Source organism: Streptomyces sp. NPDC030838 (assembly GCF_055572035.1).
In genome coordinates this window covers 38,196-57,689 of sequence record NZ_JBVIED010000008.1, presented here as the reverse complement: position 1 = coordinate 57,689, position 19,494 = coordinate 38,196, and the positions used below count along the sequence as shown (strand labels likewise).

Annotated in this window: 16 protein-coding genes; 13 read left to right on the top strand and 3 right to left on the bottom strand. The window is 73.1% G+C overall.

What is annotated here, in order from left to right; translation table 11 throughout:
* The 5 genes from ACZ42A_RS21400 to ACZ42A_RS21380 all read left to right on the top strand — a co-directional run bounded on the left by ACZ42A_RS21400 (nt 1) and on the right by ACZ42A_RS21380 (nt 6,003).
* Nucleotides 1-1,293, top strand: a complete 1,293-nt coding sequence (locus ACZ42A_RS21400; protein WP_468529062.1) for a M50 family metallopeptidase — start codon at nt 1-3, stop codon at nt 1,291-1,293.
* A gap of 171 nt (nt 1,294-1,464) precedes the next feature.
* On the top strand, nt 1,465-2,622 hold the full coding sequence (gene ispG, locus ACZ42A_RS21395; protein WP_468528831.1) for a flavodoxin-dependent (E)-4-hydroxy-3-methylbut-2-enyl-diphosphate synthase: 1,158 nt from the start codon (nt 1,465-1,467) through the stop codon (nt 2,620-2,622).
* 106 nt (nt 2,623-2,728) lie between these two features.
* Entirely contained in the window at nt 2,729-3,577 is an 849-nt protein-coding gene (locus ACZ42A_RS21390; RefSeq protein WP_468528830.1) for a GNAT family N-acetyltransferase, read from the top strand.
* A gap of 112 nt (nt 3,578-3,689) precedes the next feature.
* Nucleotides 3,690-4,229, top strand: coding sequence for a GNAT family N-acetyltransferase (locus ACZ42A_RS21385; RefSeq protein ID WP_468528829.1), 540 nt, complete (start codon nt 3,690-3,692; stop codon nt 4,227-4,229).
* Nucleotides 4,230-4,302: 73 nt separating this feature from the next.
* Nucleotides 4,303-6,003 (top strand): proline--tRNA ligase, encoded by a 1,701-nt coding sequence (locus ACZ42A_RS21380; protein ID WP_468528828.1) that lies wholly within the window; start codon nt 4,303-4,305, stop codon nt 6,001-6,003.
* A 42-nt stretch (nt 6,004-6,045) separates the two neighbouring features.
* Here ACZ42A_RS21380 and ACZ42A_RS21375 read toward each other — a convergent pair whose 3' ends face one another.
* The 3 genes from ACZ42A_RS21375 to ACZ42A_RS21365 form a co-directional block, all read right to left on the bottom strand.
* Nucleotides 6,046-6,954 (bottom strand): aminoglycoside phosphotransferase family protein, encoded by a 909-nt coding sequence (locus tag ACZ42A_RS21375; protein WP_468528827.1) that lies wholly within the window; start codon nt 6,952-6,954, stop codon nt 6,046-6,048.
* Between the two features lie 27 nt (nt 6,955-6,981).
* On the bottom strand, nt 6,982-7,446 hold the full coding sequence (locus ACZ42A_RS21370) for a ferritin-like domain-containing protein (RefSeq protein WP_468528826.1): 465 nt from the start codon (nt 7,444-7,446) through the stop codon (nt 6,982-6,984).
* A 190-nt stretch (nt 7,447-7,636) separates the two neighbouring features.
* Complete coding sequence (locus ACZ42A_RS21365) at nt 7,637-8,176, bottom strand: hypothetical protein (protein ID WP_468528825.1); 540 nt, start codon at nt 8,174-8,176, stop codon at nt 7,637-7,639.
* A 205-nt stretch (nt 8,177-8,381) separates the two neighbouring features.
* Between ACZ42A_RS21365 and rimP the strand changes: the two genes are divergently transcribed.
* From rimP to ACZ42A_RS21325, 8 genes are all read left to right on the top strand, one after another.
* Nucleotides 8,382-8,879, top strand: coding sequence for a ribosome maturation factor RimP (rimP, locus tag ACZ42A_RS21360; protein WP_468528824.1), 498 nt, complete (start codon nt 8,382-8,384; stop codon nt 8,877-8,879).
* 2 nt (nt 8,880-8,881) lie between these two features.
* Complete coding sequence (nusA, locus tag ACZ42A_RS21355) at nt 8,882-9,868, top strand: transcription termination factor NusA (RefSeq protein WP_468528823.1); 987 nt, start codon at nt 8,882-8,884, stop codon at nt 9,866-9,868.
* Nucleotides 9,869-9,970: 102 nt separating this feature from the next.
* Entirely contained in the window at nt 9,971-10,267 is a 297-nt protein-coding gene (locus tag ACZ42A_RS21350) for a YlxR family protein (protein WP_468528822.1), read from the top strand.
* A 150-nt stretch (nt 10,268-10,417) separates the two neighbouring features.
* A complete protein-coding gene (gene infB / locus ACZ42A_RS21345) occupies nt 10,418-13,474 on the top strand; it encodes a translation initiation factor IF-2 (protein ID WP_468528821.1) in 3,057 nt (1,018 codons plus the stop codon).
* Nucleotides 13,475-13,659: 185 nt separating this feature from the next.
* Entirely contained in the window at nt 13,660-13,953 is a 294-nt protein-coding gene (locus tag ACZ42A_RS21340) for a DUF503 domain-containing protein (RefSeq protein ID WP_468529061.1), read from the top strand.
* Nucleotides 13,954-14,015: 62 nt separating this feature from the next.
* Nucleotides 14,016-14,462, top strand: coding sequence for a 30S ribosome-binding factor RbfA (gene rbfA / locus ACZ42A_RS21335; protein WP_468528820.1), 447 nt, complete (start codon nt 14,016-14,018; stop codon nt 14,460-14,462).
* A complete protein-coding gene (truB, locus tag ACZ42A_RS21330) occupies nt 14,459-15,364 on the top strand; it encodes a tRNA pseudouridine(55) synthase TruB (protein WP_468528819.1) in 906 nt (301 codons plus the stop codon). The genes rbfA and truB overlap by 4 nt, the downstream gene beginning before the upstream one ends.
* A 257-nt stretch (nt 15,365-15,621) precedes the next feature.
* A complete protein-coding gene (locus ACZ42A_RS21325; RefSeq protein ID WP_468528818.1) occupies nt 15,622-19,221 on the top strand; it encodes a trypsin-like peptidase domain-containing protein in 3,600 nt (1,199 codons plus the stop codon).
* Nucleotides 19,222-19,494: the final 273 nt, after the last annotated feature.

Genomic DNA, 19,494 nt, shown 5'->3' with positions numbered 1-19,494 from the left:
ATGATGATCCTCGGCATAGTCGTCTTCGCGGTCGGCCTGCTGTTCTCGATCGCCTGGCACGAGCTGGGGCATCTCTCCACGGCCAAGCTGTTCGGCATCCGCGTGCCGCAGTACATGGTCGGCTTCGGCCCGACCATCTGGTCGCGCAGGAAGGGCGAGACCGAGTACGGCATCAAGGCCATCCCGCTCGGCGGCTACATCCGCATGATCGGCATGTTCCCGCCGGGCCCCGACGGCAAGCTGGAGGCCCGCTCCACCTCCCCGTGGCGCGGCATGATCGAGGACGCCCGCTCCGCCGCCTTCGAGGAGCTGAGGCCGGGCGACGAGACCCGCCTCTTCTACACCCGCAAGCCGTGGAAGCGGGTCATCGTGATGTTCGCGGGCCCGTTCATGAACCTGGTGCTGGCCATCGCGCTGTTCCTGGTCGTGCTGATGGGCTTCGGCGTCACCCAGCAGACCACCACGGTCAGCGAGGTCCAGAAGTGCGTGGTCCCGCAGAGCCAGGCCCGCGACACCTGCAAGAAGACCGACCCGGACTCCCCGGCCGCCGCGGCGGGCCTGCGCGCGGGCGACAAGATCGTCGCCTTCGACGGCGTCCGCACCGACAACTGGAACCAGCTCTCCGACCTGATCCGCTCCCACCCCGGAGAGAAGGTCGCGATCGTCGTCGACCGCAAGGGCGAGAACGTCACCCTGCACGCCACCATCGCCACCAACCAGGTCGCGAAGAAGGACGGCAACGGCCAGATCGTCGAGGGCGAGTACGTCACCGCCGGCTTCCTCGGCTTCAGCGCCGCCACCGGCGTGGTCAAGCAGGACTTCGGCGACTCGGTGACGTGGATGGGCGACCGGGTCGGCGAAGCCGTAGACTCCCTCGCCGCCCTGCCCGGCAAGATCCCCGCCCTGTGGAACGCCGCCTTCGACGGCGCCCCGCGCGAGCCCGACTCCCCGATGGGCGTGGTCGGCGCGGCCCGGGTCGGCGGCGAGATCTTCACCCTGGACATCCCGCCCACCCAGCAGCTCGCCATGGCGCTGATGCTGGTCGCGGGCTTCAACCTGTCCCTGTTCCTGTTCAACATGCTCCCGCTGCTCCCGCTCGACGGCGGGCACATCGCGGGCGCCCTGTGGGAGTCGCTGCGCCGCAACACCGCCCGGCTGCTGCGCCGCCCCGACCCCGGCCCGTTCGACGTGGCGAAGCTGATGCCGGTGGCCTATGTGGTGGCCGGGATCTTCATCTGCTTCACGATCCTGGTGCTGATCGCGGACGTCGTTAACCCGGTCAGAATCTCGTAGTCACACCGCGTTCCCGGCGGCCCGGCGGCATTCACCCGCCGGGCCGCCTCCCGTTCGAGTGGTTCTCGGGTGTGATGTGCTTAGGTCTGGGCCGGTGCCGTAATCTCGAAGCCCGGAGCCCGCCGCTGAACGGGACCGGACCTTGATCCACGACTTGGGGTTGCACAGCAGATGACTGCGATTTCTCTCGGCATGCCGTCCGTTCCGACCAAGCTCGCCGAGCGCCGGAAGAGCCGGCAGATCCAGGTCGGATCCGTGGCGGTCGGCGGGGACGCGCCGGTCTCGGTCCAGTCCATGACGACGACCCGTACGTCGGACATCGGCGCCACCCTTCAGCAGATCGCCGAACTGACCGCCTCCGGCTGTCAGATCGTCCGGGTCGCCTGCCCCACCCAGGACGACGCGGACGCCCTCGCGACCATCGCCCGCAAGTCGCAGATCCCGGTCATCGCCGACATCCACTTCCAGCCGAAGTACGTCTTCGCCGCCATCGAGGCGGGCTGCGCGGCGGTCCGGGTGAACCCGGGCAACATCAAGCAGTTCGACGACAAGGTCAAGGAGATCGCCAAGGCGGCGAAGGAGCACGGCACCCCGATCCGCATCGGCGTCAACGCGGGCTCCCTCGACCGGCGGCTGCTCCAGAAGTACGGCAAGGCCACCCCGGAGGCCCTCGTCGAGTCCGCCCTCTGGGAGGCCTCCCTCTTCGAGGAGCACGACTTCCACGACATCAAGATCTCGGTCAAGCACAACGACCCGGTCGTCATGATCGAGGCCTACCGCCAGCTCGCGGCGCAGTGCGACTACCCCCTCCACCTCGGCGTGACGGAGGCGGGCCCCGCCTTCCAGGGCACGATCAAGTCGGCGGTCGCCTTCGGCGCGCTGCTCTCGCAGGGCATCGGCGACACGATCCGGGTGTCCCTGAGCGCCCCGCCCGTCGAGGAGGTCAAGGTCGGCCTCCAGATCCTGCAGTCCCTCGGCCTCCGCCAGCGCGGCCTGGAGATCGTCTCCTGCCCGTCCTGCGGCCGCGCCCAGGTGGACGTGTACAAGCTCGCCGAGGAAGTCACCGCCGGCCTGACCGGCATGGAGGTCCCGCTCCGCGTCGCCGTCATGGGCTGCGTCGTCAACGGCCCCGGCGAGGCCCGCGAGGCCGACCTCGGCGTCGCCTCCGGCAACGGCAAGGGCCAGATCTTCGTCAAGGGCGAGGTCATCAAGACCGTCCCCGAGTCCAAGATCGTGGAGACGCTGATCGAGGAGGCCATGAAGCTGGCGGAGCAGATGGAGGCGGAGGGCGTCGCGTCGGGCGAGCCGTCGGTGTCGGTAGCCGGCTGACGGAGGGCGCGGGGAGGCGCCCCCGAGCTCTTGGGCGCGCCCGCCGACCAAGCAAACGCAGAGGTACAGTGCGGAGACCAGCAGCTGACCCCGGAGGGCTCCGTACGTGCTGACCCAGACGACCTCCCGGGTCCTCGAACCGAGCGACCTGGACGCCGCGCTCGCCGTCCTGCACCGCGAGCCGGTCCACAACGCCTTCGTGACGTCCCGGGTCCAGGTCGCCGGCCTGGACCCCTGGCGCCTCGGCGGCGAGATGTGGGGCTGGTACGAGGACGGCATGCTCACCTCGCTGTGCTACGCGGGCGCCAACCTCGTCCCGATCTGCGCCACCCCGCGCGCCGTCCGCGCCTTCGCCGACCGTGCCCGCCGGGCCGGCCGCCGCTGCTCCTCCATCGTCGGCCCCGCCGAACCCACCGCCGAGCTGTGGCGGCTGCTCGAACCGCACTGGGGCCCGGCCCGCGAGGTCCGCGCCCACCAGCCGCTGATGGTCACCGACCGGATGCCGGACGACATCGCCCCGGACCCGTACGTCCGCCGCGTCCGCAAGGACGAGATGGAGACGATCATGCCGGCGTGCGTGGCGATGTTCACCGAGGAGGTCGGCGTCTCCCCGCTGGCCGGCGACGGCGGCCTGCTCTACCAGGCCCGGGTCGCCGAACTCGTCGGCTCCGGCCGCTCCTTCGCCCGCCTCGACGAGCACGGCAAGGTCGTCTTCAAGGCGGAGATCGGCGCGGCGACCCCGCAGGCCTGCCAGATCCAGGGCGTCTGGGTGGCCCCCGAGTACCGGGGAAGAGGCCTGGCCGCTCCCGGCATGGCGGCGGTCCTGCGCTACGCCCTCGCGGACGTGGCCCCCGTGGTCAGCCTGTACGTGAACGACTACAACACGGCGGCGAGAAGAACGTACCGCCGAGTCGGCTTCCAGGAGGTCGGCGCCTTCATGAGTGTCCTGTTCTGAACTCCCCAGGCGCGGGGCCGTTATCGATGTACGGCTACCGCCGCGTGGGCGCGACCAGCCACAATCAGCCCGCACCCGGCGGACAAGCGAAACCCCCCTGTAGGCTCCCCGCATGCTTCGCGACATCACGATCGCCGCCTTGGACCTCCCCGCCCACGTCGACGAAGCGCTGGCCGTCCAAGCCCTGGCCTTCGGCCTCGGCCCGGACGAAGTCGCCGTACGCCGCCAGATCGTGCTGCGCCACATGACCTACCCCGGCGCCCGCGCCCTCGGCGCCACCACCCCCGAAGGCCGCCTCGTGGGATTCGTCTACGGCATGCCCAACAGCCGCACCCACTGGTGGTCCACGATCGTCGAGCCCTACCTCCGCGCCCAGGGCAACGACGCCTGGCTTGACGACTCCTTCGTGATCACCGAGCTGCACGTCCACCCCCGCTACCAGAACCGCGGCATCGGCCGCGCCCTGATCACCACGATCACGGACACCGCCACCGAGCCCCGCTCGATCCTCTCCGCGATCGACACCGACAGCCCGGCCCGCGGCCTCTACCACTCCCTGGGCTACCAGGACCTGGCCCGCCGCGTCCTGTTCCCCAGCGCGCCCCGGCCGTACGCCGTGATGGGTGCCCCGCTGCCGCTGCGCCGCCGCTAACCGATTTCCACCGCCCCGTACTGCCCGGCTAACCTCCTAGCCACCACCCTTACGCAGCAGGAGTACGAGAACCATGGCCAACGCACCGGTCCAGCGCATGTCCCAGTTGATGGCGAAGACCCTGCGCGACGACCCGGCCGACGCCGAGGTCCTCAGCCACAAGCTGCTCGTCCGCGCCGGCTATGTGCGCCGGACCGCGGCGGGCGTCTGGACCTGGCTGCCGCTCGGCAAGAAGGTCCTCGCCAACGTGGAGCGCATCGTCCGCGAGGAGATGGACGCCATCGGCGCCCAGGAGGTGCTGCTCCCCGCCCTGCTGCCGCGTGAGCCGTACGAGGCGACCGGCCGCTGGGACGAGTACGGCCAGGAGCTGTTCCGGCTGAAGGACCGCAAGGGCGGCGACTACCTGCTCGGCCCGACCCACGAGGAGATCTTCACCCTGATGGTGAAGGACCAGGCGTCCTCCTACAAGGACCTGCCGGTGATCCTCTACCAGATCCAGACGAAGTTCCGGGACGAGGCCCGCCCCCGCGCCGGCATCCTGCGCGGCCGTGAGTTCCTGATGAAGGACTCGTACTCCTTCGACCTGGAGGACGAGGGCCTCGCCCGGTCCTACGCCCTGCACCGCCAGGCCTACCAGAAGGTCTTCGAGCGCCTCGGCCTCGACTACCGCATCTGCGCCGCCACCGCCGGCGCGATGGGCGGCTCCAAGTCCGAGGAGTTCCTGGCCCCCGCCGAGGCCGGCGAGGACACCTTCGCGGACTGCCCGAACTGCGACTTCGCCGCCAACACCGAGGCGATCACCTACGAGCTGAAGCCGGTCGACGCCGCCGCTGTCCCGGCCGCCGAGGACATCCCCACCCCGGACACCCCGACCATCGAGACCCTGGCCGCCTCCCTCGGCGTCCCGGCCTCCGCCACGCTGAAGAACCTCCTGGTGAAGGTCGACGGCGAGATCGTCGCCGTCGGCGTGCCCGGCGACCGCGAGGTCGACATGGACAAGGTCGAGGCGCACTTCGCCCCGGCCGTCGTCGAGATGGTCACCGAGACGGACTTCGCGGGCCGCACCGACCTGGTCCGCGGCTACGTCGGCCCGCAGGGCCTGGACAAGGTGAAGTACGTCGCCGACCCGCGCGTGGCGCCGGGCACGGCCTGGATCACCGGCGCCAACAAGCCGGACACGCACACCAAGAACGTGGTCGCGGGCCGTGACTTCGAGGTCGACGAGTACGTCGACGTCGTGGTGGTCCAGGAGGGCGACCCCTGCCCCAAGTGCGGCACCGGCCTCAAGCTGGACCGCGCCATCGAGATCGGCCACATCTTCCAGCTGGGCCGCAAGTACACCGACGCCCTCAAGCTGGACGTCCTCGGCCAGAACGGCAAGCCGGTCCGCGTGACCATGGGCTCCTACGGCATCGGAGTCTCCCGCGCGGTCGCCGCCCTCGCCGAGCAGACCGCCGACGACAAGGGCCTGTGCTGGCCCAAGGAGGTCGCCCCGGCCGACGTCCACGTCGTCGCGGCGGGCAAGGCCCTGCAGACCGAGCTGGCCCTGGACATCTCCGAGAAGCTGGCGGCGGCCGGAGTGCGCGTCCTGGTCGACGACCGGGCCGGGGTGTCCCCGGGCGTGAAGTTCACCGACGCCGAGCTGATCGGCGTACCGCAGATCCTGGTGGCCGGGCGCCGCGCGGGTGAGGGCGTGGTCGAGCTGAAGGACCGCAGGACCGGCGAGCGCGAGGAGCTGACGGTCGAGGAGGCCGTCGCGCGCCTGACGGCGTAATGGACGGCAGGGGTGCGGGGGCGACGGCCCCCGCACCTCGGGCTACAGCCAGCTCGCGAACTCCAGCAACAGCTCCGCGTCCTGCTCCCGGCCCACCCGCCGGGCCCTGACCCCCGACTCCACCGCCCGGAACAGCGTCCAGCCGCGCAGCCGCTCCTGTTCCACGTCCAGCGACTCCGCGAGCCGCTTCACCCGGCGGCGGGTCGTCGCCGCGCCCGACGGCGAGGCGATCAGGTCCTCCACCCGGTCGCGCACCAGCCGCGCCAGGTCGAAGGCGCACTCGCCGACCACCGGGTCCGGCCCCACGGCCAGCCACGGCATCCGCTCCCCGGCCAGCACCTTGCTCTGCCGGAACGTGCCGTGCAGCAGCCGCTCCTCCGGCGGCGCCGCCAGCAGCTCCGCACGCGCCGCGAGCGCCACCTCGACCAGCGGCGCCACCTCCGCGTCCGCTTCCGCGCTCGCCCGCATCGCCGCGGTCTGCCGCCCGGTCCGTTCGGCAACCGTCTCGAAGGTGTGCGCGCCGCCGTCAGCAGGTGGCGCCACCCAGAGCCGGCGCAGCGTGCCCGCCGCCTCCAGCAGCGCCTTCGCCTCCGGCAGCGACCGCACCGACACATCCGGGTGCAGCCGCTCCAGCAGCAGCGCCCCGTCGGGCGAGTCCTCCTCCAGCAGCTGTACGGCACCCCGTCCGCCCCAGTGCGCGAGCGCGGCCCGCTCGCTCTCCGGGCGGGCCCGGGGCGGCGCCAGCTTTAGCACGGCCGGGGTCCCGTCCGGGCGCCGTACCAGCACCACCAGACTGCTGCGACCACCCGGCACCTGCACCCGCTCGACGGTCAACTCGCGTAGCGCGACGGCCCGCTCGGCCGTCTCGGGCAGCTTCTCCAACCAGTCGTCACCGTCCGGTGCCGTCTCACCGAGCGCCCTGACCAGACGCCGCGGCGGTTCGAAAGCCATACGCGAGTCGTTCCCTTCCGGTGCGCGTTACGTCGTGGGCGTCGCGGACGCCGACGCGGTGCCCGCCCGTTCGGCGAGCCCAGGGAAGGCTACGCTCCCGCCCCGCCAGCGCACCGCCCGCACCGCCGCCTCCCGCAGCGCGGCCGCCGCGGTGCCCCGGCGCTGCCCCTCGGCCGCCCGCACCAGGTCGGAGTAGACGCCGGCCACGCGCTCCTCCAGCTCGGCGGCGAGCCGCACGGCCGTCTCCGAGTCCGTCACCGGGAACGGCAGCGCGTAGCCCGCGGCCGCGGCGACCGGCTCGCCGCCCAGATCCCGCACCTCCCGCGCGAGAGCGTCCCGCCGCGCCCGATGCGCGTCATACGCCGTCCGCGCCTCGCCACGCCGTTCCTCCCGGATCCGCCCCCCGACGACCCCGTACCCGTACACGGCCGCATGCTCCGCTGCCAGCGCCGCCTGCAAAGCACCCAACTCCCGCTCCGCCGCCTCGGTCACCTGCCCGCCTCCGCCATGAGATCCACCGCTGCCACCACTGCCCCAGCCCGCCGCCGCTCCGCGACCCCGCTCATCGGGCCGCCTCGGCCACGCAACGCGCCGCTGCCGCGGCCGGCCGCCGCTCCGTGGCCCCGCTCATTCGATCGCTCCGAGGCCGCCGACCGGGCTGTCGGCTGCTCCGCCACCACGCTCACTTCGCCGCCTCCGTCAGCAGGTACGCGTGCGCCGCGCCGGACGCGGCCACGGAGGCCAGCAGGCGGGCCAGTTCGCCCGGGGCGTCCATCAGGGCCTTCGCCCGCCGGTCGGCGAGAGCCCGCTCGGCGGCCGCCAGCTCGGTGAGGGCGGTCTTCTCGTCGCCGGGCACGGCGGGCGACGGGGACGCGGAGGGCGCGGCGGACGGTGACGACGAGGGCGTGGCCCGCGTCGAGGCCGTACCGCCGCCTCCGAAGGCCTGCCGGTGCCGTACGACCTCCGCCCGCAGCGGCTTCAGCCGCTCCGCCAGCTGGGGGTGCGCGGCGAGCACGGCGTCGTAGTGGTCGAGCAGCCGCCCGCTGTCCCTCGCGGCACGCGCGCGCGTCCGGGCGACGGCCGACGGGCTGCCGCCCCGGGCGCCGTCGGAGTCCTCGGAACCGGCGGTGCAGCCCGTCAGGAGGGCGACCCCGGCGGCCGAGGCGAGCAGGGTTCTTCGGCGCGGCCCCGAGGGGGTGCGCGACGGCGGGGGGTACGGCACGGCTGGCGTCCTCGGAGGCTCGTACGAACGTCATGAGCGGCACCCGGCGGCCCGCCCGTGATCACGGTACCCGCGCACCTGTCCGACACCACTCATCGGCACCGCCCGGACACCGGTGGACGGCAACACTCCCCGGGACCGGATACCCTTTGACCTGACACGCGACCCATCCCACAACAGCACACGCGGCCGAGGAGTCACCCGGATGAGCACCACCCAGAGCGAGAGGCTGCGAGAACTGCTGGAACCGCTCGTCAGCTCCCAGGGCCTGGATCTCGAAGAGATCGCAGTGGACTCTGTCGGACGCAAGCGGGTGCTGCGCGTGGTCGTCGACTCCGACACCGGGGCGGACCTGGACCAGATCGCCGATGTGAGCCGCGCGCTCTCGGCGAAGCTCGACGAGACCGACGCGATGGGCGCGGGAGCGTACGACCTCGAGGTCGGCACCCCGGGCGCGGAACGCCTCCTCACGGAACACCGGCACTATGCGCGCGCCACCGGCCGGCTGGTGAGGTTCCAGCTCACGGAGGGCGGCGAGCTGGTCGCCAGAATCCTCACGGTCGACGACGAGGGCGTCGAGCTGGAGGTGCCCGGAGTCAAGGGGCGCAAGCCCACCGCGCGCCGCCTCGCCTTCGGCGAGATCGCCAGGGCGCGCGTCCAGGTCGAGTTCAACCGCAAGGACAAGAAGGAAGAGGAGGCGTAGCCGTGGACATCGACATGAGTGCCCTGCGGGGCTTGGTACGGGAGAAGGAGATCTCCTTCGACCTGCTGGTCGAGGCCATCGAGTCGGCCCTCCTCATCGCCTACCACCGCACCGAGGGAAGCCGCCGACACGCGCGCGTGGAGCTCAACCGCGAGACCGGTCACGTGACCGTGTGGGCGAAGGAGGACCCCGAAGACCTCGAGGAGGGCCAGGAGCCCCGCGAGTTCGACGACACCCCGTCCGGCTTCGGCCGTATCGCCGCCACCACCGCCAAGCAGGTCATCCTGCAGCGGCTGCGCGACGCCGAGGACGACGCGACGCTCGGCGAGTACGCCGGCCGCGAGGGCGACATCGTCACCGGCGTGGTCCAGCAGGGCCGCGACCCGAAGAACGTGCTCGTCGACATCGGCAAGCTGGAGGCCATCCTGCCGGTGCAGGAGCAGGTGCCCGGCGAGTCGTATCCGCACGGCATGCGGCTGCGGTCGTACGTCGTTCGGGTGGCGAAGGGGGTCCGCGGTCCGTCCGTCACCCTCTCCCGCACGCACCCCAATCTGGTGAAGAAGCTCTTCGCGCTGGAGGTGCCGGAGATCGCCGACGGGTCCGTCGAGATCGCCGCCATCGCACGTGAGGCCGGTCACCGTACGAAGATCGCCGTCCGCTCCACCCGTTCGGGCCTGAACGCCAAGGGCGCCTGCATCGGCCCGATGGGCGGTCGTGTGCGCAATGTCATGGGCGAGCTGAACGGCGAGAAGATCGACATCGTCGACTGGTCGGACGACCCGGCCGAGATGGTGGCGAACGCGCTGTCCCCGGCCCGGGTCTCCAAGGTCGAGGTCGTGGACATGGCCGCCCGGTCCGCCCGGGTCACGGTCCCCGACTACCAGCTGTCGCTGGCGATCGGCAAGGAGGGGCAGAACGCCCGCCTCGCGGCCCGGCTCACCGGCTGGCGGATCGACATCCGTCCGGACACCGAGCAGACCGGGGAATAGATCCAAGCCGCGCGGCGCTTAGATCACGACAGGTTGTCGCGCGGCAACTGTTCGAATCCTGCCCCAAAGGGGTGAGGTGCGTACGGGGAGGTAGACTGAGGAGTGTCTGGCCGGACGCGGGTCCGCGCATGCCCTGAACGCACCTGTGTGGGGTGCCGGGAACGAGCGGCCAAGACGGAGCTGCTGCGCATCGTGGCGATCAAGGACGAGTGCGTCCCCGATCCTCGCGGTACGCTGCCCGGCCGGGGTGCGTATGTACACCCCGCACTGGTCTGTCTCGACCAGGCGGTTCGCCGCCGGGCGTTCACGCGGGCACTGCGCGCCCCGGGAGCGCTCGAAACAAAGGCGTTGCGCCGGTACGTCGAGCGGACAACAGTTGCCGACCAGGCAACACGGTAAGAAAGCGTGCCGTACGGAACCCCCCGTGCGGCTTGGTACCTCGCGAGTCGAAAGCAGGTCGAGATTGCGATGAGCACTCGATGAGTACGCGATGAGTACGCCCATGAACTAGCGACGGTCCGGCCGCAACCCGGACCTCAAAGGAGCGAAGTGGCTAAGGTCCGGGTATACGAACTCGCCAAGGAGTTCGGTGTGGAGAGCAAGGTCGTCATGGCCAAGCTCCAGGAACTCGGTGAATTCGTCCGTTCGGCGTCTTCGACGATCGAAGCGCCGGTTGTACGCAAACTGACTGACGCCTTCCAGGGCGGTGGCAACGGCAAGTCCGCCGGCAAGCCCGCCCCGCGCAAGGCTGCCCCCAAGCCCGCCCCCGCGCCCTCTCCGGCGCAGGCGGCACGTCCGGCTGCTCCGAAGCCGGGCGCCCCCAAGCCTCCGACGGCCCCGCAGCCCGCGGCTCCGGTGGCCCAGCAGCCCTCGGCTCCCGCGCCGGCCCCCGGCCCGCGTCCGGTGCCGGGTCCCAAGCCCGCGCCGCGTCCGGCCCCGGCCGCCCCGGAGTTCACCGCTCCGCCGTCGGCTCCGGCTCCGTCCGCCGCGCCCAAGCCCGGCGGTCCCCGTCCGGGTGCCCCGAAGCCCGGCGCCCGTCCCGGCGCGCCCGGCCAGGACCGGCAGCAGGGCGGTCAGCGTCCCGCCGCCGCCCAGGGCGGTCGTCCCGGCGGCCAGGCACCGCGTCCGGGCGCTCGTCCGGCCGGTCCGCGTCCGGGCAACAACCCCTTCACCTCCGGTGGCAACGCCGGTATGGCCCGCCCGCAGGCCCCGCGTCCGCAGGGTGCCCCGCGTCCGGGTGGCCCCGGTGCCCCCGGCGCCGGTCCCCGTCCGCAGGCGCCCGGCGCCCAGGGCGGCGGTCCGCGTCCGCAGGCTCCGGGCGGTTCCCGTCCGACTCCGGGCTCGATGCCGCGTCCGCAGGGCGGTCCGCGTCCCGGCCCGGCCGGCCCGCGTCCGAACCCCGGCATGATGCCGCAGCGTCCCGCTGCCGGCCCGCGTCCGGGCGGTGGCCCCGGCGGCCGCGGTCCCGGTGCCGGCGGTCGTCCGGGTGGCGGCGGCGGTCGTCCCGGTGGCGGCGGCTTCGCCGGTCGTCCCGGTGGCGGCGGTGGCGGTGGCTTCGCCGGTCGTCCCGGTGGCGGCGGTGGCGGTGGCTTCGCCGGTCGTCCGGGTGGTCCCGGTGCCGGCGGCGGTGGCCGTCCCGGCTTCGGCGGCCGTCCCGGCGGTCCCGGTGGCCGCGGTGGCACGCAGGGCGCCTTCGGTCGTCCCGGTGGTCCCGCGCGTCGTGGCCGCAAGTCGAAGCGGCAGCGTCGCCAGGAGTACGAGGCCATGCAGGCCCCGAGCGTCGGCGGCGTGATGCTGCCGCGCGGCAACGGCGAGACCATCCGTCTCTCCCGCGGCGCGTCGCTCACCGACTTCGCGGAGAAGATCAACGCCAACCCGGCGTCGCTCGTCGCGGTCATGATGAACCTCGGCGAGATGGTCACCGCGACCCAGTCCGTCTCCGACGAGACCCTCCAGCTCCTCGCCGACGAGATGAACTACACGGTTCAGATCGTCAGCCCGGAGGAGGAGGACCGCGAGCTGCTCGAGTCCTTCGACATCGAGTTCGGTGAGGACGAGGGCTCCGAGGAGGACCTGGTCGTCCGTCCGCCGGTCGTGACCGTCATGGGTCACGTCGACCACGGTAAGACCCGACTGCTCGACGCCATCCGCAAGACCAACGTCATCGCGGGCGAGGCCGGCGGCATCACCCAGCACATCGGTGCCTACCAGGTCGCGACCGAGGTCAACGACGAAGAGCGCAAGATCACCTTCATCGACACCCCGGGTCACGAGGCGTTCACCGCCATGCGTGCCCGTGGTGCGAAGTCGACCGACATCGCGATCCTGGTCGTCGCGGCCAACGACGGCGTCATGCCGCAGACGGTCGAGGCGCTCAACCACGCCAAGGCGGCCGACGTGCCGATCGTGGTCGCGGTCAACAAGATCGACGTCGAGGGCGCCGACCCGACCAAGGTGCGCGGTCAGCTGACCGAGTACGGCCTGGTGGCCGAGGAGTACGGCGGCGACACCATGTTCGTCGACATCTCCGCCAAGCAGGGTCTGCACATCGACGACCTGCTGGAGGCCGTGATCCTCACGGCCGACGCCTCGCTCGACCTGCGGGCCAACCCGAACCAGGACGCGCAGGGCATCTCGATCGAGTCCCGCCTCGACCGCGGCCGTGGTGCCGTGGCGACGGTCCTCGTCCAGCGAGGCACGCTGCGGGTCGGCGACACGATGGTCGTGGGCGACGCCTACGGTCGTGTGCGCGCCATGCTCGACGACAACGGCAACAACGTCGCCGAGGCCGGCCCGTCGACGCCGGTCCAGGTCCTGGGCCTGACCAACGTCCCGGGTGCGGGTGACAACTTCCTGGTGGTCGACGAGGACCGTACGGCCCGTCAGATCGCCGAGAAGCGTGCCGCCCGTGAGCGCAACGCGGCCTTCGCGAAGCGCACGCGCCGCGTCTCCCTGGAGGACCTGGACAAGGTGCTCAAGGCCGGCGAGGTCCAGCAGCTGAACCTGATCATCAAGGGTGACGCTTCCGGTTCGGTCGAGGCCCTCGAGTCCTCGCTGCTCCAGCTGGACGTCGGCGAAGAGGTCGACATCCGCGTCCTGCACCGCGGCGTCGGTGCGGTCACGGAGTCCGACATCGACCTGGCCATGGGCTCCGACGCCATCGTCATCGGCTTCAACGTCCGCGCGGCCGGCCGCGCGGCGCAGATGGCCGAGCGCGAGGGCGTGGACGTCCGGTACTACTCGGTCATCTACCAGGCGATCGAGGAGATCGAGGCGGCCCTCAAGGGCATGCTCAAGCCGGAGTACGAAGAGGTCGAGCTGGGTACGGCGGAGATCCGCGAGGTCTTCAAGTCGTCCAAGCTGGGCAACATCGCCGGTGTGCTCATCCGGTCCGGCGAGGTCCGCCGCAACACCAAGGCCCGCCTCATCCGAGACGGCAAGGTGGTCGCGGAGAACCTCACGATCGAGGGCCTGCGTCGCTTCAAGGACGACGTCACCGAGATCCGCGAAGGCTTCGAGGGCGGTATCAACCTCGGCAACTTCAACGACATCAAGGTCGACGACGTCATCGCGACGTACGAGATGCGCGAGAAGCCGCGCGCGTAAGGCCTAGTGCCTGACAGTGGCCGGCGGGACATGTCTCCCGTCGGCCACTGCGGCTTGCCCGGCGGGGGCCCGGCCCCGGCAAATACGGTCGAACCCCCGGCAGGGGCAAGGTACCGTTCTTGATGTCCCTGCCCGCCCGAACGGCAGGGCCATCGATCCCGTACCGGCGGGTGAACCGGTTACACATGTATGTGGGGACGCTGTCCTTCGACCTGCTCCTCGGCGACGTACGGTCGCTGAAGGAGAAGCGCTCCGTCGTCCGCCCGATCGTCGCCGAACTCCAGCGGAAGTACGCGGTGAGCGCGGCCGAGGTGGACCACATGGACCTCCATCGGCGGGCCGTGATCGGCCTGGCCATGGTGTCCGGCGACGCGGGGCACCTCAGCGACGTACTGGACCGGTGCGAACGGCTGGTCGCCGGCCGCCCCGAGGTGGAACTGCTGTCGGTGCGCCGGCGTTTCCACGGCGACGACGACTGACCACCCAGGCGCAACAACGCACAGCGCAAGAACGCAGAAGAGAAAGAACGGGAGACGGACCAGTGGCCGACAACGCGCGGGCTAAGAGGCTGGCGGACCTCATCCGAGAGGTGGTGGCCCAGAAGCTGCAGCGCGGGATCAAGGACCCGCGGCTCGGCTCGCACGTCACCATCACGGACACCCGGGTGACGGGCGATCTGCGGGAGGCGACCGTCTTCTACACCGTGTACGGGGACGAGGAGGAGCGGAAGGCCGCCGCCGCCGGACTGGAGAGCGCCAAGGGCATCCTGCGCTCCGAGGTCGGCAGGGCGGCCGGGGTGAAGTTCACCCCCACCCTCACCTTCGTCGCCGACGCCCTCCCGGACACCGCCCGCACCATCGAGGACCTGCTCGACAAGGCGCGGCAGTCCGACGCCAAGGTGCGCGAGGCCGCCTCCGGCGCCAGGTACGCCGGTGAGGCCGACCCGTACAAGAAGCCGGGCGAGGACGAGGACGACATCGCCGAATGAACCGCAAGCCCACCCCGCCCGACGGCCTGGTCATCGTCGACAAGCCGTCGGGCTTCACTTCGCATGACGTCGTGGCCAAGATGCGCGGCATCGCGAAGACCCGGCGCGTCGGACACGCCGGCACCCTCGACCCCATGGCGACGGGCGTCCTCGTCCTCGGCGTGGAGCGGGCCACCAAGCTCCTCGGGCATCTCGCCCTGACCGAGAAGGAGTACCTGGGCACCATCCGCCTGGGCCAGACCACGGTCACGGACGACGCCGAGGGCGAGGTCACCTCCACCACGGACGCCTCCAAGGTCACCCGCGACGCCATCGACACCGGCATCGCCAAGCTGACCGGCGACATCATGCAGGTGCCGTCCAAGGTCAGCGCCATCAAGATCAACGGCGTGCGGTCCTACAAGCGGGCCCGCGAGGGCGAGGACTTCGACATCCCGGCCCGCCCGGTCACCGTGAAGTCCTTCGCGGTCTACGACGTCCGGGACGCCGTCACCGACGACGGCACCCCCGTGCTCGACCTGGTGGTGTCGGTGGTCTGCTCCTCCGGCACCTACATCCGCGCCCTCGCCCGCGACCTGGGCGCCGACCTCGGCGTCGGCGGCCACCTCACGGCGCTGCGCCGGACCCGCGTCGGGCCGTACAAGCTGGACGCCGCGAAGACGCTGGACCAGCTCCAGCAGGAGCTGACCGTGATGCCGATCGCCGAGGCCGCCTCCGCGGCGTTCCCGCGCTGGGACGTCGACGCCAAGCGGGCCCGGCTGCTCACCAACGGCGTCCGGCTGGAGATGCCCGACGAGTACGCGGGCGCCGGCGCGGTGGCCGTCTTCGACCCCGAGGGCCGCTTCCTCGCGCTGGTCGAGGAGCACCGGGGCAAGGCGAAGAGCCTGGCCGTCTTCGGCTGACCGTCCCGGGCGGGTGTGCTGCCCGTGGAGCGGCGGCGGTCACGGGGTGTGGCACTGCCGCCGCTCCACGGTCCCCCCTCGGTTCCCCCACCCCTAGGGTGTATCCATCGGCCCCCGTTCGTTCACCCGTCCGGGCAGGCGCTCGGAGTGAACCAGGGGAGCACAAGGGGGCGCGTTCGCCACGCGAGCTGTCCTGCTGATCACCCCGCCCCTACCGTCGGTCCAGGGGCACAGGCGTACGGCGGGGAGGTTCGACCATGGCGGCACGGGGCCGGCGGGACGGAGACCCTGCGTATGACGACCGGCAGGCGGCGCGCACGCACCCCCCGCACGAGCCGCCGCCTCCGCCCCGCGACGGCAGCCTCGTCCGCATCCACGACCTCGCCGGACGCCCGCGCGGCCTCGGCTTCCTGGCCGACCACCAGGGCATGGTGCTGACCAGCCACGAGGCCGTCGACGGCCTGCCCCGGCTGGTCCTGCACACCGCCGCCGGCGACCGCAGCTGCGTGGTGACCGCCGATGCGGTGATCCCGTTGCCCGAGCGAGACCTGGCCCTCGTCCGCACCCGGGGACTCGGCGGGGACCCGCTCCCGCTCACCGTCCGGGACCGGATCGAGACCGGCGCCTACGTCCGGGTCGCCGCGGGCTGCTGGCGCGAGGCGCGGGTGCTGGGCGGGACGGAAGTGACGTACACCGCCACGGACCGCTGTCACCGGCTCGACGACGCCCTGGAGCTGGCCATCGGCACCGCCGGCCGGGACGCGCTGCGGCTGGGCGGCGGCGCGGCCGGGGCACCGGTGCTCGACGCCGAGACCGGCGCGGTCGTCGCCGTCGTCGGCACGGCCCTGCGAGCCGGGCAGCGCGAGTCCGGCTTCGCGGTGTCCCTGCGCCCCGCCACCGACGGCCCGCTGGCCGAGCTGCTGACCCGCAACGCGGCGACCGTCCCCGCCTACGGCGCCGATCTCAACCTCGCGGGGGCCCTGGAGCTGACGGCCACGTCCGTCGGGCAGGACGGTCCGCCGGGTGTGCTGGGCGGGAGCCGCGCGGCTGGAGACGCTGGGCCGGTCGTGCGGGGTCGGGTCGCGTTCGACGCGGGGGGCTTGGAGCCGACCGCCACGTCCGGCGGGCAGGCCGGCCCGCCCGGTGTGCTGGGCGGGAGCCGCGGCGGGGCTGGAGACGTCGAGCCGGTCGAGCGCGGGGCGATCGTGCGGGAGCTCGCCGCGTTCGCGCACGGACCGGCGGCGGTGCTCGGCCTCGTCGGGCCGCCGGGCAGTGGTCGTACGACGGAACTCGCGGCGCTCGCCGCCCGCCGCCACCGGGGTGCCGAACCGGCGCCCACGCTGTGGCTGCGCGGCGCCGACCTCCAGGACGACGACACCTCGGTCGCCGACGCCGCCCGCCGGGCCCTGGACCGGGCCGCCCGTATCGTCTGCGCGTCCGGCCCGGCCGGGTCCGCGGCCGAGGTCACCCCCGACCGCCTGGCCCGCGCCGCGCGCACCGCGGGCCGTCCCCTGCTGCTCCTGCTCGACGGCCCCGAGGAGATGCCCCCGGCCCTCGCCCGCCGCCTGCCCGCCTGGACCGAGGGCACGACCACGTGGCTGCGGGAGACGGGGGCGCGGCTGGTGGTGGCGTGCCGGGCGGAGTACTGGGAGACGGCGGGCGCGGAGTTCCCGGCGGAGCTGCTGTACGCGTCCGAGGCCGGGGAGGCCCCTCGGCCCGGCGTCCCGCCCTGCGTCCCCCTCGGCGACCTCACCGAGGCCGAGGCCCGCGACGCCCGCGCCCGCCTCGGCATCCCCGACACCGCCCTCGCCGAGCCCGACGCCCGGCATCCGCTCACCCTCCGCCTGCTCGCCGAGGTCCGCGCCGCCGTCCCCGGCGCCCCCTGCGCCGCGCCCCTCGACCACAACGACGTGTTCTCCGCCCACCTGGACCTGATGTGCCTGCGCATCGCCGTCCGGCTGGCCGCCGAGAACGGTCTGCGCGGCACCGCCGTACGCCGTCTGGCCGCCAAGGTCGCCGGCCAGGTCCACGAGGCCGCCCGCCGCAGCCTGGGCCCCGGCCAGGGCGAGCTGGACCGCCTCTCCTTCGAGGCGGTCTTCCCCTGGGGCCCCGCACCGGCCCGGCTCGGCGGCGGCACCGGCTGGGCCTCCGCCGTCCTCACCGAGGGCCTGCTCGTGCCCGCGGGCCGCGGCTACCGGTTCGCCCACGAGGAGTTCGCCGACTGGATCCAGGGCATGCACCTCGACCTCGACGAGGCTCTGCGCGCCCTGGTCCACCGCCCCCACACCCCCGGGCAGGCCCACCCCCTGCCCACCCCGCACCACCGCATCGGCCCGGTCGTGCAGTCCCTGCTCTTCGTCGCCCGCCACCACGGCCCCGGCCAACTCGCCCGCCGGCTCGCCGAGCTGGCGCACGCCGTGGACGCCGACCCGCACTCCTGGTGGCCCGCCCGGCTGCTCGCCGAGGTCCTCCGGCGCGTCCCCGACGCCACCCCGTACCTCACCGTGCTGCGGCTGCTCGCCGACAGCGTCGTCGACTGGAGGCGCCAACAGCGCCCCGTGCCCGGCGAGTTCGGCCCCGGCTTCTGGAGCGGGCTGCGGCTGCCGGAGGCCGAACGCCTCGACCTCCTGCGCCGCCTGGTCCTCGCCGACCCGGCCCCGGACGCCGCGCCGGGCCCCCGCTACCTGGACGCCGTCGCCCGCCTCCTCGCCGCCGCCCCCGCCGCCGTACAAGCCCAGCTCACCCGCTGGTTCGAGGACGAGCGTCCGCTGCCCGCGACCCCGCACGCCACCGTGGCGGCGGCCGCGCAGGCGCTGCTGCACACCCACCGGCACCGGGCGGTGGACGACCTCACCGAGGTCCTGGCCGACAGCCCGCACGGGCGGGCCGCGGAACTCCTCGCCGTGCTCGCCGAGGACGAGCCGTCGGCGATCTGCCGGGCCGTGGACCGCTGGGCGCACGACAAACGGCCCGCCCGGCGGGCGGCCGCGGTGGCGTACGGGCTGCGCGCCGCGCCCCACGTCCGCGCCGAGGCCGACCGCGAGCTGCTGCGCTACGCCGCCCTCGCCCTGCTCGCCCGCCCCGCCGACGCCACCCTTCATGGTGGCGCGCTCGGGCTGCTCGTACGCGATCCCCGCACCCGCGCCCACCACCTCCCGCGCGCCCTCGACCACTTCCGGGCGGGCGACCCGCACCTCCCGGCGAGCGCCCTGGCCACGGCTCTGACCACCCACCCCGAGCCGGTACTCGACGCCTTCCGGGCCCGGCTGCACCGCGCCGACGGCGTCGTCGAGCTGCTGCACACCCTCGCCGACGTCACCACCCCCGCGCTGGCCGGCCGGGTCGCCGCCCTGGTGTGCGAGGCCGTGGCCCTGCGCCCGGACCTCGCCGGGCCGGTCGCCGCGTACGCCGACCGCCGGCTGGACCAGGGACCCGCCGCCCGCGCCGTACTGTTCCCGCTGGTCACCGGCCTGCTCGACGGTGGCCCGAGCCCCGTGCGGGCCGCTCTGGCCGCCGTGCTGGCCGCCCCCGGGCCGCTGCGCCGGGAGCTGCGCGACGCCCTGCTGGACGACGAGCGGGACCCGGCCGTCCTGGAGGCACTGCTGCGCGCCGCCGCCCGGCACGAGCCCGATGATCTGCGCGACCTGCTGCACCGCACCGGACTGCTCCTCGTCCGCACCCCCGACGGGGCCACCCGCTTCGACCGGAGCCTGGTCGACCTGGGCCGCGAGGTGCCCGGATTCGCCGCGCGGATGGCCGGCTGGCTGGCCGAGGCCCCCGGCGCGTGGGCCGCCGTGGTCGGTCCCAGCACCCGGCGGATGCTGGAGCATCTGGCGGGCGTACGGGTGCCTGCGTGAGCGCACGGCGCGCGCTGTCGGCGCCACGATTCGCCGTGCGCCGGGTGCGACGGTGCACCGCGCCGGGTGTGAAGGTGCACCGCGCCGGGGGCGAACCTCCACCGCGCCGGGTGCGACGATCCGTCTTCCGCCGGTGCCACGATCTGTCCTCCGCCGGGTGCGACGGGTCACAGCGCCGATGCCGATGCGGGCGGCGGGCACCCGGCATGGCACCCTTAGACCTGCATAAGAGGCAGCCGTAAGAGTCAGACACGGGTTCGAGGAGCGGTCACA

Bases quoted from the DNA above. Each gene is read 5' to 3' on its own strand.
- ACZ42A_RS21400 (WP_468529062.1), top strand. From the start codon at position 1: ATGATGATCCTCGGCATAGTCGTCTTCGCGGTCGGCCTGCTGTTCTCG.
- ispG (WP_468528831.1), top strand. From the start codon at position 1,465: ATGACTGCGATTTCTCTCGGCATGCCGTCCGTTCCGACCAAGCTCGCC.
- ACZ42A_RS21385 (WP_468528829.1), top strand. From the start codon at position 3,690: ATGCTTCGCGACATCACGATCGCCGCCTTGGACCTCCCCGCCCACGTC.
- ACZ42A_RS21380 (WP_468528828.1), top strand. From the start codon at position 4,303: ATGGCCAACGCACCGGTCCAGCGCATGTCCCAGTTGATGGCGAAGACC.
- ACZ42A_RS21375 (WP_468528827.1), bottom strand. From the start codon at position 6,954: ATGGCTTTCGAACCGCCGCGGCGTCTGGTCAGGGCGCTCGGTGAGACG.
- rimP (WP_468528824.1), top strand. From the start codon at position 8,382: ATGAGCACCACCCAGAGCGAGAGGCTGCGAGAACTGCTGGAACCGCTC.
- ACZ42A_RS21340 (WP_468529061.1), top strand. From the start codon at position 13,660: ATGTATGTGGGGACGCTGTCCTTCGACCTGCTCCTCGGCGACGTACGG.
- truB (WP_468528819.1), top strand. From the start codon at position 14,459: ATGAACCGCAAGCCCACCCCGCCCGACGGCCTGGTCATCGTCGACAAG.
- ACZ42A_RS21325 (WP_468528818.1), top strand. From the start codon at position 15,622: ATGGCGGCACGGGGCCGGCGGGACGGAGACCCTGCGTATGACGACCGG.